This window comes from Marinococcus sp. LNHM4E3-1 (assembly GCF_056034405.1).
The window spans coordinates 161,597-176,901 of the sequence record NZ_JBQLID010000005.1; the positions used below are offsets into that span (position 1 = coordinate 161,597).

Annotated in this window: 17 protein-coding genes and 1 pseudogene; 9 read left to right on the plus strand and 9 right to left on the minus strand. The window is 46.4% G+C overall.

Features of this window, described 5'->3' with window-relative positions:
- Window positions 1-36: 36 nt before the first annotated feature.
- Both aspA and ACTRXI_RS07455 read left to right on the plus strand, forming a co-directional pair.
- Complete coding sequence (gene aspA, locus ACTRXI_RS07450; RefSeq protein WP_474261804.1) at window positions 37-1,455, plus strand: aspartate ammonia-lyase; 1,419 nt, start codon at window positions 37-39, stop codon at window positions 1,453-1,455.
- 9 nt (window positions 1,456-1,464) lie between these two features.
- Complete coding sequence (locus tag ACTRXI_RS07455) at window positions 1,465-2,487, plus strand: MTH1187 family thiamine-binding protein (RefSeq protein ID WP_474261806.1); 1,023 nt, start codon at window positions 1,465-1,467, stop codon at window positions 2,485-2,487.
- Window positions 2,488-2,524: 37 nt separating this feature from the next.
- Here ACTRXI_RS07455 and ACTRXI_RS07460 read toward each other — a convergent pair whose 3' ends face one another.
- The 8 genes from ACTRXI_RS07460 to comGA are packed head-to-tail and all read right to left on the minus strand — an operon-like array spanning window position 2,525 to window position 6,552.
- On the minus strand, window positions 2,525-2,941 hold the full coding sequence (locus ACTRXI_RS07460) for a hypothetical protein (protein WP_474261881.1): 417 nt from the start codon (window positions 2,939-2,941) through the stop codon (window positions 2,525-2,527).
- The gene (locus tag ACTRXI_RS07465) at window positions 2,874-3,386 is read right to left on the minus strand and encodes a competence type IV pilus minor pilin ComGF (protein ID WP_474261807.1); all 513 of its coding nucleotides are present in this window, start codon (window positions 3,384-3,386) and stop codon (window positions 2,874-2,876) included. Before ACTRXI_RS07465 ends, ACTRXI_RS07460 begins: the two co-directional genes overlap by 68 nt.
- Window positions 3,289-3,615: a hypothetical protein gene (locus ACTRXI_RS07470; protein WP_474261808.1), complete on the minus strand. Its 327-nt coding sequence runs from the start codon at window positions 3,613-3,615 to the stop codon at window positions 3,289-3,291. Before ACTRXI_RS07470 ends, ACTRXI_RS07465 begins: the two co-directional genes overlap by 98 nt.
- Window positions 3,599-4,051 (minus strand): competence type IV pilus minor pilin ComGD, encoded by a 453-nt coding sequence (comGD, locus tag ACTRXI_RS07475; protein WP_474261809.1) that lies wholly within the window; start codon window positions 4,049-4,051, stop codon window positions 3,599-3,601. The genes ACTRXI_RS07470 and comGD overlap by 17 nt, the downstream gene beginning before the upstream one ends.
- Window positions 4,051-4,350 carry a competence type IV pilus major pilin ComGC gene (gene comGC / locus ACTRXI_RS07480; RefSeq protein ID WP_091611794.1) on the minus strand — a complete coding sequence of 100 codons (300 nt, stop codon included), beginning with the start codon at window positions 4,348-4,350 and terminating at the stop codon, window positions 4,051-4,053. Before comGC ends, comGD begins: the two co-directional genes overlap by 1 nt.
- Window positions 4,343-4,495, minus strand: coding sequence for a hypothetical protein (locus ACTRXI_RS07485; RefSeq protein WP_474261811.1), 153 nt, complete (start codon window positions 4,493-4,495; stop codon window positions 4,343-4,345). Before ACTRXI_RS07485 ends, comGC begins: the two co-directional genes overlap by 8 nt.
- Window positions 4,496-4,510: 15 nt before the next feature.
- Complete coding sequence (gene comGB / locus ACTRXI_RS07490) at window positions 4,511-5,551, minus strand: competence type IV pilus assembly protein ComGB (RefSeq protein ID WP_474261813.1); 1,041 nt, start codon at window positions 5,549-5,551, stop codon at window positions 4,511-4,513.
- Window positions 5,548-6,552, minus strand: coding sequence for a competence type IV pilus ATPase ComGA (gene comGA / locus ACTRXI_RS07495; protein WP_474261814.1), 1,005 nt, complete (start codon window positions 6,550-6,552; stop codon window positions 5,548-5,550). Before comGA ends, comGB begins: the two co-directional genes overlap by 4 nt.
- Before the next feature lie 307 nt (window positions 6,553-6,859).
- On the opposite strand from comGA, the gene ACTRXI_RS07500 reads away from it, so the two are divergent.
- The 6 genes and pseudogenes from ACTRXI_RS07500 (at window position 6,860) to ACTRXI_RS07525 (ending at window position 13,568) form a co-directional block, all read left to right on the plus strand.
- A complete protein-coding gene (locus ACTRXI_RS07500) occupies window positions 6,860-8,713 on the plus strand; it encodes an assimilatory sulfite reductase (NADPH) flavoprotein subunit (RefSeq protein ID WP_474261815.1) in 1,854 nt (617 codons plus the stop codon).
- A 27-nt stretch (window positions 8,714-8,740) separates the two neighbouring features.
- Window positions 8,741-10,459 (plus strand): assimilatory sulfite reductase (NADPH) hemoprotein subunit, encoded by a 1,719-nt coding sequence (gene cysI, locus ACTRXI_RS07505; protein WP_474261816.1) that lies wholly within the window; start codon window positions 8,741-8,743, stop codon window positions 10,457-10,459.
- A gap of 171 nt (window positions 10,460-10,630) precedes the next feature.
- A complete protein-coding gene (locus ACTRXI_RS07510; RefSeq protein ID WP_474261818.1) occupies window positions 10,631-11,083 on the plus strand; it encodes an N-acetyltransferase family protein in 453 nt (150 codons plus the stop codon).
- Between the two features lie 127 nt (window positions 11,084-11,210).
- Entirely contained in the window at window positions 11,211-12,518 is a 1,308-nt protein-coding gene (locus ACTRXI_RS07515) for a Na+/H+ antiporter family protein (protein WP_474261819.1), read from the plus strand.
- Window positions 12,519-12,872: 354 nt separating this feature from the next.
- Window positions 12,873-12,959: pseudogene (locus tag ACTRXI_RS07520) on the plus strand (Na-translocating system protein MpsC family protein); the annotation flags it as partial.
- A gap of 99 nt (window positions 12,960-13,058) precedes the next feature.
- Entirely contained in the window at window positions 13,059-13,568 is a 510-nt protein-coding gene (locus tag ACTRXI_RS07525; protein WP_474261878.1) for a Na-translocating system protein MpsC family protein, read from the plus strand.
- Window positions 13,569-13,602: 34 nt separating this feature from the next.
- Here the strand turns inward: ACTRXI_RS07525 and ACTRXI_RS07530 are convergent, their stop codons facing one another.
- Window positions 13,603-14,454, minus strand: coding sequence for a glycosyltransferase family 8 protein (locus tag ACTRXI_RS07530; protein WP_474261820.1), 852 nt, complete (start codon window positions 14,452-14,454; stop codon window positions 13,603-13,605).
- Between the two features lie 384 nt (window positions 14,455-14,838).
- Between ACTRXI_RS07530 and cynS the strand changes: the two genes are divergently transcribed.
- The gene (gene cynS, locus ACTRXI_RS07535; protein ID WP_462867746.1) at window positions 14,839-15,285 is read left to right on the plus strand and encodes a cyanase; all 447 of its coding nucleotides are present in this window, start codon (window positions 14,839-14,841) and stop codon (window positions 15,283-15,285) included.
- Window positions 15,286-15,305: the final 20 nt, after the last annotated feature.

Sequence of the window (15,305 nt, forward strand, 5' to 3'; positions counted from 1 at the left end):
AATAGAAAAAATGATCGTTAAAAAGGGGCTAAAAACATGGAAAACTACCGTGTGGAACGTGACTTTTTAGGAGAAAAGAGAGTACCTAAAGATGCTTATTACGGAATTCAGACACTGAGGGCAAAAGAAAACTTTCCAATAACCGGCTATCCGCCGCACACGGAATTGATTAAAGGATTCGGCTACGTAAAAAAAGCAGCGGCAACTGCCAACGCGGAAGTGGGCTTTTTGAATGAATCAATTGCTCAGGCGGTCACAGAAGCAGCAGACGAAGTGATCGAAGGTAAATTTGATGATCAATTTATCGTGGACTCTATTCAGGGAGGGGCGGGGACCTCCTTTAACATGAACGCAAACGAAGTTATTGCTAACCGCGCCATTGAATTACTGGGCGGTGAAAAAGGGGATTACCTTCGGGTGAGTCCGAATTCCCACGTAAACATGGCTCAGTCCACCAACGACTCATTTCCTACAGCTATTCACATTTCGGCTCTTCGTCTTTCACAGGGTCTTGTAACTGCGCTCGATAATTTGATCGAAGCGATGGGCGAAAAAGAAGAAGAGTTTGACAATGTTATCAAAATGGGACGTACGCATCTGCAGGACGCCGTGCCGATCCGCCTTGGTCAGGAATTTGGTGCCTACCGACGGGTGCTGACAAGAGACCTGCGCCGCATTAAGCGGTCAGTGGATCATTTGTATGAAATTAACCTCGGGGCCACAGCTGTGGGCACAGGGCTCAATGCGATGCCCGAATACATTGGCCGTGTAGCAGAAATTCTTGCTGAGCAGACAGGGATGCCATTTTACAGTGCCACTGACCTTGTGGACGCAACGCAAAATACGGATTCCTACACCGAACTGTCAGCGGCACTCAAAGTACATGCGATTAACCTGTCCAAGATGGCAAACGATCTCCGGCTGATGAGCTCCGGGCCCAGAACCGGCCTGAATGAAATTAACCTCCCGTCCCGACAGCCGGGTTCCTCCATTATGCCGGGGAAGGTGAACCCAGTCATGTGCGAACTAATTAATCAGATCTCATTTCAGGTCATTGGCAATGACCATACGATCAGCCATGCTTCGGAAGCCGGTCAGCTCGAACTGAATGTAATGGAGCCGGTGCTCGTATTTAATCTGCTTCAATCCCTTTCAGTGCTGCAGAATGGTCTGAAAGTGTTCCGGGAATTTACTATTGAAGGAATAACAGCCAATATTGAACACTGCCGGAGCATGGTAGAACGAAGCGTAGGCATTATTACAGCCATCAACCCGCACGTTGGGTATGAAACAGCTGCGAGAATCGCAAGAGAAGCGATTGAAACGGATCAGAGCGTACGCTCGATCTGCATCGAACGGGGAATATTGTCTGAAGAAGAACTCGATGAAATTTTAGATGCCAAGGAAATGACCAAGCCGGGGATCGCCGGTTCACGATTCATGTACGGCGAGTAACAGCCGTACATGAAAATTCGCGGGCTTTCCTATCAGCGCGGCGTGTTTTTCTTTGGAGCTTCTTTTATCAGCAGAGCCTATGTTGGCAGTGAAGGAAAGATACATGCCGAACTGCTTCCCCTTTCCATGCGGTCTTACTTAAAAGTGGCGGCAGTGGTTATAGGGGCGATGCCCGTCTGGTACAAGCTCACAGCTGCGGCCTGGCTCACAGCGGTCTTATTTCAACTGCTTCCTTTGTATTCGTTTTTACTATTTATCATGGGGACTCACTTTATTTTTCCGCAGCAGCTCAAAAAGTTTCACGGCGCAGAGCATAAGGTTTTCAGCTTTACCGGCGTCCCTAAAAAAAGCTCGTGGAAAAGAGTGGGGAGGGCATCGATCACAAACCGTCACTGCTCCACGAACATTGTTTTTATATACTTCGTTTTGTTTCTTGTCATGGCGTCTCCGGTTTACATTGTTTCTTCTCCGGGAAATGTTTTTATAGCTGTCAGCGCTTATATATCACTGGCAATGGCTTTTGCGGCAGAAGAAGTGCTCCAGCGGCATTTTGCCGGCAGCAGAAACACATGGCTGAAGCCTTCGTACTGGCTTCAACGAAATATTACATGTTCCGTGCCGGAGAAGGTACACGTTCAAACTGCGATTACAGCGTTTCGGATGCTTGCTGAACGTGAATTTCCGGGCCGGCTTGGAAGAAAACGAAAGGAGCAGTTATCTATGGCAATTGTTGATGTGACAGTCTCTCCTATAGACAAACAGGGAACCGGGATGTCGGACACAGTAGCAAAAATTCAGGACGTGCTTGAAAAACACAATCATAAAATTGATATTGAAATGACGCCAATGAGTACACTTCTCGAAGGAAATATTGACGATCTGCTTCAGGCCGTCAGAGAAATACACGAAATTCCTTTTGAAGAAGGCTATCAGCGTGTATCAACAAATATTCGCATTGACGACCGCCGTGATGCAGAAGGCAAGCAGATGAAAAAGAAAATGGAATCAGTACGGAATGCACGAAAGCAGTAACCAATACTGAAAGCCGGCAGAATTAACTCTGCCGGCTTTATCTATGTTCTGGGTAAGAAAGAGCTTCATAAACAGAGGCTTTCCAATCTGCGGGGTAAGTTACCTGCTTGGAAAATCCCAGGCGGTGACGGGCAGTGAATTTGATTTCGCCGCTCCTGGATTCTTTCCATTCGACGGTGCCATCCGGCATCGATACGGTGCCGGATTCAGAAGGTGCTTCAATATAAATATTTTCGGCATTCCGGATCATCCATTTTGCATCCAGGGATCCAAACTCCTCATTTTGCTGCAGAAGCTGAAGCTTCAAAAGTCCGGCAGCCAGTACCATAAACAAGAAAATGAATAAAAGAAAGAAAATAGTGGAGGGAAGAACAAAGCCTTCACGTTTACAAAGGGAAGAGCTTCTTCGTAGCTGCATGATAGGAAAGAAACGACTGAATATGCTGCCCATCATTTAAAATCACCTCCACGTCTGCGCCGTAGTCTCCTGTCTCTACAAAAAAAGCAGAAGCTCCCTGGAGCATAATTTCAAATCCTTCGTTATCCACCCGGCGTACGATCCGCCCGTTAGACATAAAATATTCGTACGTATTTTGTCTGGATTCAATATAAAACCGTTGCTTCTCATACGTTAATGACTGAGCAATTTGCATATCTTCTTCCATTTGCTGAACGAATAAACGTGCTTCGGTATCGGGAGCCGGGACATCAGTTAAAAGAAGGCTGCTGAATTTAGCAGCGGCCAGTGCCCACAGGCTGAACAGCAAAAGAGTTATAATCATTTCAGGAAGTGTGACCCCTTTATTGCTTCGGAAGGACGTAAACGCACTGTTTGTTCCGGCTCCCTTCGATCGAAGTACACACTTTGTATCCTTCCTCGTATTCTTTAATGTGAACATGAATCCTTCCTTTCGAATAGGAAGCAGCATTGACGGCGGGAGAGGCAGACTGGTGAATGCGCCCTGCTTCCTTTTCCATCACATACAGCTGCTCGTAGTACAGCTGCTGACTGCTCCAGGTCTGATAAGTCTGATGAAGAAGAGGGAGCATAAATAAAGTGACAGCGAACAGAAGCGAGAGGGCACTGACGGCTTCGATCAGCGTGAATCCATTACGAAGATGTCTCAACCCGGAGCCGCCCCCTTCCAATTTGAAATATAAACCGGTATGACCGTGACGGGCCGTGAAGGGCTACAGTACCAGCTTTTTTAATATTTCCTTTCTCCGTATAAGACAATGTATGGAACTGCAGCTTAGAGGCAGTAGGAGCAAAAAAGCCCTCGGGGATGTCACGCTGGATCAAAGGTTCACTGCGGTCGTTGCCTATAAGGGCGTAGTAGCCCTCATCTTCCTTCCAATCGAGACGGGTGGATATATGGTGAGTATAAGCATAGTGCTGGCTGTAAACGAGATCAGCCTGCAGCTGCTGGACGAAATGCTCTTCACGCGCGCTTTCATAGGCCGAAGAGAAATGAATAAATGGCACAGCAGCAAGCACACTAAACACAAGCAGTACTACGACAGCCTCAGGGAAGGTGTAGCCCTTCGAACTGAAAAGAGGCATTAGGATCCTTTACTTACGGCTCCGTTGTTATATACAAGCGGAGTGTTGTCCGGGCAGGTGGTCGTTTCAACATAGTCAGCTTCAACGAGATCCTGAAGAGAAGACGGCTCGCTGCCGTATTCAACTTCATAAGCAGCAGCCTGGGTTTCTAAAAGCTGGATGGTGGCGTCGCATCCTTTGGACTGGGCGACCTGGTTGTTTGTACCGATGTTCGGGATAGCAATTAAAAGAAGCACAGTAATAATGAGCAGTACAATCAGCATTTCCACCATAGTAAAACCTTTATTGTTTTTAAGCATATGTTTTTTCCTTTCTGGAAGAGCGGGATTGGCGAAGCATCTTTAATAAAGAAGCAATGTCTTCTTCTTTCTGCGTTTCAAGATCCGTCAAGCGTTTTTCAAGTACCGAGAGTCGTTCAGAAAAATAATCGTGAGGGGTTTGCATGGATGGTCACTCCTTTTACTGTATGGAAGTAATCATGTGATACATAGGTAAAAATACTGCAGCGAAAAGACTTAAAATCAGAATGCCGACTGAAAAGAAAAGAATAGGCTGGGCAGTCATGGTCATCCGCTGGATGTCTGTTTCGAGTTTATGCTGCGTCTGGCTGCTGTATTGCACAAGCACCTGGCCGAGCGCTCCAATAGACTGGCCGTACTGCACCGCCTGTCCGAGGCTTTCAAGGTACCATGACTGCCGGAATGTTTCCGGCAGAGGAGTCCCGGCAGCGAGCATCTGTTCAATACGCGCACCTTCTTCCTGTATTAACTGGGAATGCTTTTGATTTTTTAACACCAGACAGCTTTCGGAAAGAGACAATCCATTTAAGAGCAGGTAGCCGAACTGTTCGGCGAAAGAAGCGGTAGTTCTCATAGTAATAAAAGGATGGAGTAACGGCAGCCTGGTCCAAAAAAGAGTCCGATGAGAGGCAGGTTTCGGGCGGACAGCCAAAACATAAAATACTCCGAGGCCAGCGAGCAGAATAAAAACAAAGGCAAAGAAAAAAGGAGCGGCGGAAATCATTTTCATCACCATCCGGGTGTAAAAAGGGAGCTCCATGCTCAGCTGTTCAAACAGCTCGAGAAACTGGGGAAAAAGGTAGCGGACAAACACATAAGCGAGAATTATCAGCAGCCACAGAAGAAATAACGGGTAGTACAGAACTTTACGGAAGCTGCTCCAGGCCTCGAGGCGGCTCATATAATGATTACCCGCTGCAGTTAATCCTTCAGAGAGACGGCCGGACTGCTCCGCAAAATAAACAAAAGCAGCAATGTCCGAGGGGAAATGGTGTTCAAGTAAAAGCTCATGCAGCTCCCGGCCGCTGCGGAGATGTCTTCGTATGCTGCGCAGGGAAGCAGTGACGAAAGCGGGCTGTTCCCAGGAAAGCATCTGTATGGATTGATCCAGATGATATCCGCTGCCGAGCAGCTCGCCCAGCTGTTGAAGAAATAGTGCTTTAGCCTCCGGCTTCCAGCTTCTTTTTAACAGCTTGCTCATACCCTGGTCTCCGCAAAGGCTTCCTTGCCAAACAAGCCGAGCGCATAACCCCGCTTCAGCTGCTCATTTATCCGGGGTGACTCGAGTGGTTTATTGGAATCAAGCATGAAATGGATATCCTGTCGGGTGGAAAAATCAAATAGCGCTAAGCGTCCGGGGGTGGAAAGAGAAGTGGTGGAAATAAGCCGCTGGTGGGCAATGAAGGTGGTGGTTTCAAGGAGGTCCGTTTTTGAAAGGCCAAGGTCCAGCAGTCTGCGGAGGACCCCAAAGGTACTGCCAGCATGCAGCGTAGTGAGCACCAGATGGCCGGTAAGTGCTGCCCGCAGTGCCAGCTTTGCTGTTTCAGTGTCACGTATTTCTCCGATCATAATAACGTCTGGATCATGTCTCATAGAAGCCTTCAGAAGTGATGCATAGGTAAGCCCCGCTTTTTCGTTGACCTCGGTTTGAATGCAGCCGGGTATCCGGAGCTCTACAGGGTCTTCGATTGTAATAATGCGCTGCGTGTGGGAGGTGAGCAGGTGCTCGAGCATGGCGTAAAGGGTGGTGGATTTTCCAGACCCGGTGGCGCCAGTCAAAAGAACCAGTCCTTTACGGGAGGCAAGAACGTCTTCGAACGAGCGTGTAGTGGTGGAAGTTAAAAACAGCTGCGGGAGGGTGAATTGAAAAGTCTGCGGAAGCAGCCGGATAGAAAAGCTTTCCATACGTTCTGAAGGCATGGTGGAAAAACGGAGATGGACAGGGGGATGAAGCGAGCGGTAAGTAAGTGAACCATCCTGCGGACGCCTTCGTTCGCCGATATCCATACCGGCTCTGAACTTTAAGTGCGTAATAAGCCTGTGAGCAAAAGCCGAGGAATACGTATCTGAAAGCTCAAGGCGTCCATGGATACGAAAATAGAGAGAGGCTTTTGAATAAGACGGCAGCAGATGAATATCTGATGCGCCGGCGGCCGCTGCCTGATGGATCAATTGCCGTGTAAATGATTCGATGTTGGTCAAGGCCTCACCTTCTTTCTGAAAAGTAATTTTATTATATGGTAAAACAAAGGAATAATCTACCATTTTTTTCAATGTATTAATTTTTTAAGGAAAGCGTAACGGAAGCAGTGGTGTGATAAAATATAAAGGGCTTCGCAATATTCCGTCAGGAATTTAAAACCAACTTGACACATAAGAATTATACGGATAAAATTGACCATAATAAAATGACCAGTTTATATACATGGATAAAATAAAGCTAAAGAGAAAATTATTTTGTCCTTAGAACGATTAGATTGCAGTTAAATTTATTTGTGAGGTGGAGAGAGTGCAATTGCAGGTTACGAATAGTCCTTTTAGCCAGGAGCAGGTAGATTTACTGAACCAGCTCCTGCCGACATTAACAGAAAATCAGAAAATTTGGTTAAGCGGATATTTAGCTTCCCAGGCAGCTTCGGGTGCTGCGCCGGCAGCAGCTGAAGCGCCAGCTGTCCAGGAAGCAGCTGTACCCCAGACATCCCAGGCAGACGCGGCTTCCAAAGAAGTGACCATTTTATTTGGCTCCCAGACCGGTAACGGCCAAATGATTGCAGAAGACAGCTCAAGAAGACTGAAAGATCAGGGCTACAATGTAACTGTAAGTTCGATGGACGATTTTAAGACGAAAAACATGAAAAAGGTGGAAAACCTACTAGTCATCGTAAGTACGCATGGAGAAGGCGATCCTCCGGATAACGCTATTTCCTTCCATGAGTTTTTGAACGGGCGTAAGGCTCCGAAGCTCGAAGATGCACGTTTTTCCGTACTTGCGCTTGGAGACACCTCCTACGAATATTTCTGCCAGACAGGCAAGGATTTTGATCAGCGGCTAGAAGAGCTTGGAGGCACCCGTCTGTATCCAAGAGTAGACTGCGATGTTGATTTTGACGACGACGCCGAAGAATGGATCCAGGGTGTTCTTTCGAGCCTGAATGAGCTCCAGGAAGAAACGGTGCAGACGGCAGCAGCCCCTGCAGGAGCGGCCGCGCCAGCTGCCCCTGCCACGGAACAGCCGGCATATTCAAGAACTAATCCGTTCCGGGCGGAAATATTGGAAAATATTAATTTAAATGGCCGGGGCTCAGCAAAGGAAACCCGTCATGTAGAGCTTTCACTTGAAGGGTCAGGCCTGACTTTTGAGCCTGGGGACAGCCTCGGCATGTTCCCGGAAAATGATCCGCTTCTGGTTGACCAGCTGATTCGAGAAATGGACTGGAATCCGGAAGAAACAGTAGTATTAAACAAGCAGGGTGATATCCGGTCGCTTCGTGAAGCACTCCTCTCTCATTTTGAAATTACGGTTTTAACGAAACCGCTGCTTGAAAAAATGAGCAAGCTGACAAACAACGAAAAACTCCCGGAGCTTTTGGAAACAGAACAGGCGGATGACCTGCGCTCATACCTTGAAGGGCGTGACCTTCTGGATCTGTTGAAGGACTACGGGCCATGGCAGGGAGGAGCTGCAGACGTGGTCGGTAATTTACGGAAAATACCGCCGCGCCTGTACTCGATTGCAAGCAGCCCATCCGCCAATCCTGATGAAGTGCATTTAACCGTAGGGGCTGTCCGCTACGATGCGCATGGCAGACCACGTACAGGTGTCTGCTCCGGACAGTGTGCAGAACGTACGGAACCGGGAGATACGCTGCCTATTTATATTCAGCGCAACCCGAATTTCAAACTTCCGGATAATCCGTCTGCCCCTGTTATTATGGTAGGGCCGGGTACTGGCATTGCACCTTTCCGTTCATTTGTTGAAGAACGTGAAGAAGTGGAAGCGGACGGAAAATCGTGGCTGTTCTTCGGAGACCAGCATTTCCGGACGGACTTTTTGTATCAGACTGAATGGCAGCAATGGCTTGACGAGGGCTCTTTATCAAAAATGGATGTAGCCTTTTCACGGGATAACGAAGAAAAGGTATACGTCCAGCACCGGATTCTCGAAAATAGCGGAGAAGTTTATCAATGGCTGCAGGACGGGGCGTTTCTGTACATCTGTGGAGATGAAAAGCGGATGGCCCATGACGTTCATGAAGCCCTGGTAACGGTGCTTGAAAAAGAAGGAAATATGACACATGAAGAAGCTGAAGCGTACATGCTCGATCTGCAGCAGCAAAAACGCTACCAGCGTGATGTATATTAATAACTACCGGGGAGGAACCAAACGCATATGTCAGAATACAGCAGCTTAAAAAACATTCAGGATGCCCCGTTAGATGGAATGGAGCACTTGAAAAAAGACAGTAACTTCTTACGCGGTACGCTTGTTAAAACGATGGCAAACCCTATTACTGCGAGCATTCCTGAAGCAGATGGAAAGCTGATGAAGTTTCACGGCAGCTACATGCAGGACGACCGGGACCTGCGCAACGAACGCCGCCAGCAAAAGCTTGAACCAGCCTATCAGTTTATGCTCCGTGTCCGCCTGCCGGCCGGCGTTATTACGCCGGAGCAGTGGCTCACAATGGATGAAGTGTCGCATAAATACGGAAACGGTACTCTCCGGCTGACTACACGCCAGACGTTTCAAATGCACGGGATTCTCAAATGGAATATGAAAAAAAATCTGCAGGAAATTAATGCAGCCATGATGGACTCCATCGCCGCCTGTGGGGATGTGAACAGAAACGTTATGTGCAATGTGAACCCGAATCAATCCGATGTGCACGGGGAAGTTTATGAGTATTCCAAACAAATTAGCGACCATCTGCTGCCGCGCACAACGGCTTACCATGAAATATGGCTTGATGAAGAGAAAGTAGCAGACAGCAAAGAAGAAGTGGAGCCCATTTACGGCGAAACGTATCTCCCAAGAAAATTCAAGATCGGGGTGGCTGTTCCGCCGTCCAACGATATTGACGTTTTCTCCCAGGACATCGGCTACATTGCCATTGTGGAAAACGGGGAGCTGCAGGGTTTTAACGTATCAGTCGGCGGCGGCATGGGAATGACGCACGGAGAGCCGGATACTTATCCGCAGCTTGGACGCGTTATTGGCTATGTGCCAAAAGATGAAGCGGTAAATACAGCGGAAAAACTGCTGACGATTCAGCGCGATTACGGCAACCGCTCCAACCGGAAAAACGCTCGTTTCAAATATACGATTGACCGCTACGGGGTCGAATGGCTGAAAAGCGAATTAAATGAACGGCTCGGCTATGAAATAGAGGCTGCCCGCCCGTATGAATTTGAAAGCAACGGAGACGAATATGGATGGATCAAAGGCAACGACGGTAAGTGGCACTTTACTCTCTTTATTGAAAATGGACGAATCAAGGATGAAGAAAATTATCAATTGATGACCGGACTGCGGGAAATAGCCAAAATTCATACCGGCGACTTTCGGATGACGCCGAACCAGAACGTGGTCATATCCGATATTACAAGCTATAAAAAACGACAGATCAGCAAATTGATCGAGGATTACGGTCTGACAGACGGAAAGCATTATTCCGCTCTCCGCCGCAATTCCATGGCCTGTGTTTCCTTTCCGACCTGTGGACTCGCCATGGCGGAAGCAGAGCGCTATCTTCCGTCTCTGGTCGATAAACTTGAAGTAATGCTTGAAGAGCAGGGCCTGCGGGATGAGGATATTATTATCCGTATGACGGGCTGTCCAAATGGATGTGCCCGTTCAGCGCTCGGAGAGATCGGCTTTATCGGAAAAGCACCCGGAAAATACAATATGTATCTAGGTGCAAGCTTTACCGGCGACCGCCTGAGCAAGCTTTACCGGGAAAACATCGGGGAAGAGGAAATTTTAAGTGAACTTGAACCGATGATTGCCCGTTTTGCGAAGGAGCGTCACGAGGGAGAGCACTTTGGGGACTTTGTCATCCGTGCAGACTACGTTAAAGCAACTACAGACGGAATAAATTTTCATGACTGATAACAACGGGGGCGCGCTTAGGCGGCTCCCGTTTTTCTATGAATATAAAAGGAATATTTTTTCTTCAGTGCTTTTTTTCAGGGTTGTATCCTGTTTCCATGTGCCATAAGATGAAATATAGTGCGTTAAAACAATTATACGCAAGGTAATAGAACTATGCAGGAGGCCGTCATGAGTATAAGAATACGAACCGTAGAAGCAGAAGACATTCCCAGTCTAGCAGCAGTCATGCAGACTTATATTGTGGATCATTACGAGCATCCGGATCCCGGCATCAGCAAATTAAAAACGTTAATCAAAAAGCTTTTGGCCCAGCCGGAAATCGGCATCCAGTTTATTGTGGAACATTACGGGGACTTGATCGGTTTTGCTACCTTATATCAGACATTCAGCACCCTTCAGGTTAAAAAAACAGCGATTTTAAACGATCTGTATATTTCTCCCGAATTCCAGGGGCAGCATTACGGGAAAGAGCTTCTCGAATTTGTCCTTTCTTACGTGCAGTCGGAGGATTTTGCCGGCATGGTGCTTGAAACAGACCGGACCAACAAAAAAGCACGGCGACTTTACGAATCGCTCGGCGGAGCTAAAAGCGCATGGACGCATTACGAGTGGGAATTTTAAATAAAGCAAAACATTTTACTCTGATAAAGTTTGAGCAGACTAAAGGATCTATGCTAAAATCTTCTTTGTGCGTTTAATTTACATAGTTGTACGTAAACGATAAAAGAAGAGAAACGAGGGAAACAAAGTGGAGTACGCAGTTATAGTTTCAGTCCTGGTATTGATTGTACTCAGCCTCTTCCGGCTGAATGTCATTCTGGCACTGATGGGAGCAGCAGTGGCGGCAGGACTGCTGGCCGGCCTGTCATTCACTGATACCATTGAAATGCTCGTATCCGGCATGGGCGGGAGGGCTGACACCGCTCTCAGCTACATTCTGCTCGGTGTTTTTGCAGTTATGATTGGCTATTCGGGTATTACAGGATTTTTAGTGACGAATCTGGTAAAGCTGTTAAAAAATAAACGGGCTGCTTTGCTTCTGACAATTGCAGGAGTGGCATGTTTATCACAAAACCTTATTCCGGTACATATTGCTTTTATTCCAATACTTATACCGCCGCTTCTGCATTTGTTTGATCATATGAAAATCAACCGGCGGGCCGTGGCCGTGAGTTTGACGTTCGGCTTAAAGGCGCCATATATCCTGATTCCTGCAGGATACGGGTTAATTTTTCACGATATTATTTTTGAAAGCATGAACGAAAATGGCATGGATATTGATTTCGGTCAGATCTGGCAGGCAATGATTATTCCAGTAGGCGGAATGGTGGTCGGTCTGCTGATAGCTGTGTTCGTGACGTACCGCAAAGACAAAGAAATGAACACCGGAAGCATAGATGTTACGGAAGCAGAAGCTTCCCTGAAGGATACGAAAAAATTTCAGCTGTCGCACCTGTTAACGCTGATAGCGATTGTATTGGCGCTATTAGTACAGGTATGGACAGAGTCCCTGGTGATTGGTGCATTGATGGGTATTGCAGCTATGTTTATCTTCCGGATCGTTCCGGTGAAAGAGGCCGACCAGACGGTGAACGATGGAGTTCGCATGATGGGAATGATCGCCTTTGTGATGCTGCTTGCTTCCGGATATGCAACTGTGCTGCAGGAGACCGGAGCAGTAGAGCAGTTAGTGGCAGTTACATCGGACGTTCTTGGAGGCAGCCAGATGCTCGGGGCTTTGGTGATGCTTTTAACTGGACTGCTGATTACCATGGGTATTGGCTCTTCATTCGGGACGATTCCGATTCTTGCGGCGTTGTTTGTGCCACTGAGTGCCACGCTCGGCTTCTCTCCGCTTGCCACTGCAGCTTTAATTGGCACCGCGGGGGCGATTGGGGATGCAGGCTCACCGGCTTCTGACAGTACGCTCGGGCCAACTGCAGGCTTAAATGCCGATGGACGCCATGATCATATATGGGACACATGTGTACCGACATTTCTACACTTCAACATTCCGTTGTTTATCTGCGGGTTGGCTGCAGCGTTTCTTCTGTAGCATCACCGCAGCAAATGGATTGCAAAATTAGTCCAAAACAGGTAAAGTAAAACATGAATAAATAATGTATGTTTTATACGAACGATAGAAATTTTTAGACAATAGGGCTGAAAATAAGTCGTTACACTGCCAGGAAATGAACCCCGGGACTCGTCTCTGGCGGCTCCCTGTAAAATTTAATACACAGTAAATGATGCAGGATCGTTAGACAGTTGAGCTAAACGGTAAGCTACAAAGGATATTTTTCCTCTGTGGCTTTTTTTATGCTTTTATAAGCCTGCGTTTCTTCTGTGAAGACCGCGCAAGAGCAAAAGCAAAACAAAATGAGGTTTGGAAGAAAAGGAGAAGAATGTGATGTCAGAAATAAAGGAAGTACAATCAGCGATAGCTGGATATATTGGAAAGGTTTTGAGGGAAAGCTTTGGAAAAGGTCCGATCTCAGTACATACTACGTGGGCTCCGCCTTATTTTTGTGTCCATATCCGTGATTTTTTGGTACCGATGGAACAAATTTTAATCCAAAAAAATGAGGGCAGGAAAGTGGAAGAATTGAGAGAGATGCTGATGAGCGTTCTTTATGCAGATATAAAATCAGAACTCGAAGCGGTCACAGGGAAGGAAATACTTGATATTTATACAAACTGGAATCTCGATCAACGCTCTGGAGTAATTTTCGGTACAGTTGATGCGCCTGCGGAATCCGGGATCGTGGAAAAGTGGCAGGAGGAATTAAACAGCGTCGTAAAAAAAGCAGGAGAAAACAAAGAAGGTCTGTCTGCTTCGGTAAATACAAAACCTTTAAATCACCGTGTAGTGCTGATTGAACGAACGAATGTATTGACCCCGGTAGAACGCCAGCTTCTTGAAGAAGGATATGCAGAGAAAGTGGAAGAAGCAAAAACCTCCCTCGTAAAAGGTATCATCGAAGAAACAGATTTACTGACACGGATGCCGCGGGAAGTGATCGATCCATTTATTATCTGGGACGTGGATAAAGACATTAATTATTTAATATTTGTCTGCAGCAGCAAGGAGTCTGAAACAAAATAAAGCCGCTCTTTTGATTAAAAGAGCGGCACTGGTATTAAAGGGAAGTAGGCTTTACGACAATTTCATCTTTTTGGGCAGCGTATTCATGATACAAATGCTTTAAAGGGTGTTTAGTGTTTGGCTGCCAGGGTTTTTCCGGGCCGGTAAAATGAATAACAGCCGGCTTTTCGACAGCGCTCATCACCTTTTTCCCCTGACGGGTATCAGGCACAGCCTTCAAAAACATATCGGTCATTGTATTCCATTTAGGATGAAGCTCAAACCAATGATTGTAAAGCACAGCGTTTAAGCCGTCCTGATCGTGATAAAGCATCCGGCTCTCATGCTTTTGGATAAACTGTACGACCTGATCGGTCACCTGGTGTTTTTTCCAATTCGTCACGTGAATCATCATGACACCGGAATTGAAATATTTAGCTTCCGGCGGCATGAACAAATCGTCGTTACGGTAAAATCCGCCGAAGTTTTCTGCTGCAGCAATAACCTGGCGCCGCAAAGGAATCTTCCATAAAATTGTAATGTCTTCCTGAATGATAGTATCGCAGTCGATATACAATACTTTGTCTGCATCCGTAAACAAGTACGGTATGGACAACCGGTAATAGGCAGCATTGGTAATATGATAAGAATATTTGTGATTCGCCTGAAAAAGGTTTTTATATTTGTTTGTGTCGATGGCGTGAAAAACGACACGGGATTTAAAATGGGCTCCGAGCTGCTCGAGCATTTGCTTTTGATAGCTGCTCCAGCCGGTTTCAATAATGTGAAATTCGATTCTCTCCGGCATCGTAGTGTTCGTGAGCAGAGAGGTAAAAGAAACGGCTGTGTGTTCTGCATAGTTGGCGTCAGCTACAGTCGTAACAATATAGGGAGAATAATAAGACATAACAAGCACTCCTTCGTGGGGTAATAGAAATAATCTGTTTTAGTCACAGAAGCACCCGGTGCATGTCTGGAACTAAAAAGAATCAGCTGTCAGGCTTTTTCTTTTCAGCTTATGATTAGCTCCCAATGGTCTAACTCATTGCTGCTGAAGCAGGTTTTATTCACTTTTAAAAACAGCATAAAAATATGCAGGTAACTATACATATATCCTTCATGCATCTTTTTGAAACAAAATGATAGCGAATGAATAAAAAATAAGCTTTTGGAACTAGGGTTAAAGCAGGTGGAATGGAAGACGTCTAAAAGAAGATGGCAAAAAGCATGTATCAGAGGAATGGCTGCATGTTAAAGTGAAGGAGAACAGAATAAGGAAGGGGACAAAATAATGGAAATGAGTGAAGTCACCGCCAAGCTGATAGAAGCAAAAAACAGGAAGCGAGCTACTTATCAGGATCTAGCTGAAGCTGTGGGCCGCAATAAAACCTGGGTTGCTGCTGTTATTCAGGGACAGGCATCAATGGACGAAAAAGAAGCAGACGCGCTCATTAACTACCTCGAAGTTCCTTATGAAGAAATCAAGCATGAACTGATGGCTGTACCTTACAAAGGTTCTTTAAGTGAAGGTGTTCCAACAGACCCGCTTATTTACCGTTTTCACGAAATTACTCAGGTATACGGAACGACATTAAAGGAAATCATTCATGAGGAATTTGGTGATGGTATTATGAGCGCCATCGATTTTAAAATGGATGTAGAACGTGAGGAAGATCCAAAAGGGGACCGGGTGGTTGTCACGTTGAACGGCAAATTTCTACCATATACTAAGTGGTAAACGAGTAAATGCAATAGAGC

What these genes read in the sequence shown, in the direction of transcription:
- ACTRXI_RS07510 (WP_474261818.1), top strand. Translation starts at nt 10,631, where the DNA reads ATGAGTATAAGAATACGAACCGTAGAAGCAGAAGACATTCCCAGTCTA.
- comGB (WP_474261813.1), bottom strand. Translation starts at nt 5,551, where the DNA reads ATGAGCAAGCTGTTAAAAAGAAGCTGGAAGCCGGAGGCTAAAGCACTA.
- ACTRXI_RS07465 (WP_474261807.1), bottom strand. Translation starts at nt 3,386, where the DNA reads ATGTTCACATTAAAGAATACGAGGAAGGATACAAAGTGTGTACTTCGA.
- cynS (WP_462867746.1), top strand. Translation starts at nt 14,839, where the DNA reads ATGGAAATGAGTGAAGTCACCGCCAAGCTGATAGAAGCAAAAAACAGG.
- ACTRXI_RS07455 (WP_474261806.1), top strand. Translation starts at nt 1,465, where the DNA reads ATGAAAATTCGCGGGCTTTCCTATCAGCGCGGCGTGTTTTTCTTTGGA.
- comGD (WP_474261809.1), bottom strand. Translation starts at nt 4,051, where the DNA reads ATGCCTCTTTTCAGTTCGAAGGGCTACACCTTCCCTGAGGCTGTCGTA.
- comGC (WP_091611794.1), bottom strand. Translation starts at nt 4,350, where the DNA reads ATGCTTAAAAACAATAAAGGTTTTACTATGGTGGAAATGCTGATTGTA.
- ACTRXI_RS07485 (WP_474261811.1), bottom strand. Translation starts at nt 4,495, where the DNA reads ATGCAAACCCCTCACGATTATTTTTCTGAACGACTCTCGGTACTTGAA.
- cysI (WP_474261816.1), top strand. Translation starts at nt 8,741, where the DNA reads ATGTCAGAATACAGCAGCTTAAAAAACATTCAGGATGCCCCGTTAGAT.
- aspA (WP_474261804.1), top strand. Translation starts at nt 37, where the DNA reads ATGGAAAACTACCGTGTGGAACGTGACTTTTTAGGAGAAAAGAGAGTA.
- ACTRXI_RS07530 (WP_474261820.1), bottom strand. Translation starts at nt 14,454, where the DNA reads ATGTCTTATTATTCTCCCTATATTGTTACGACTGTAGCTGACGCCAAC.
- ACTRXI_RS07460 (WP_474261881.1), bottom strand. Translation starts at nt 2,941, where the DNA reads ATGATGGGCAGCATATTCAGTCGTTTCTTTCCTATCATGCAGCTACGA.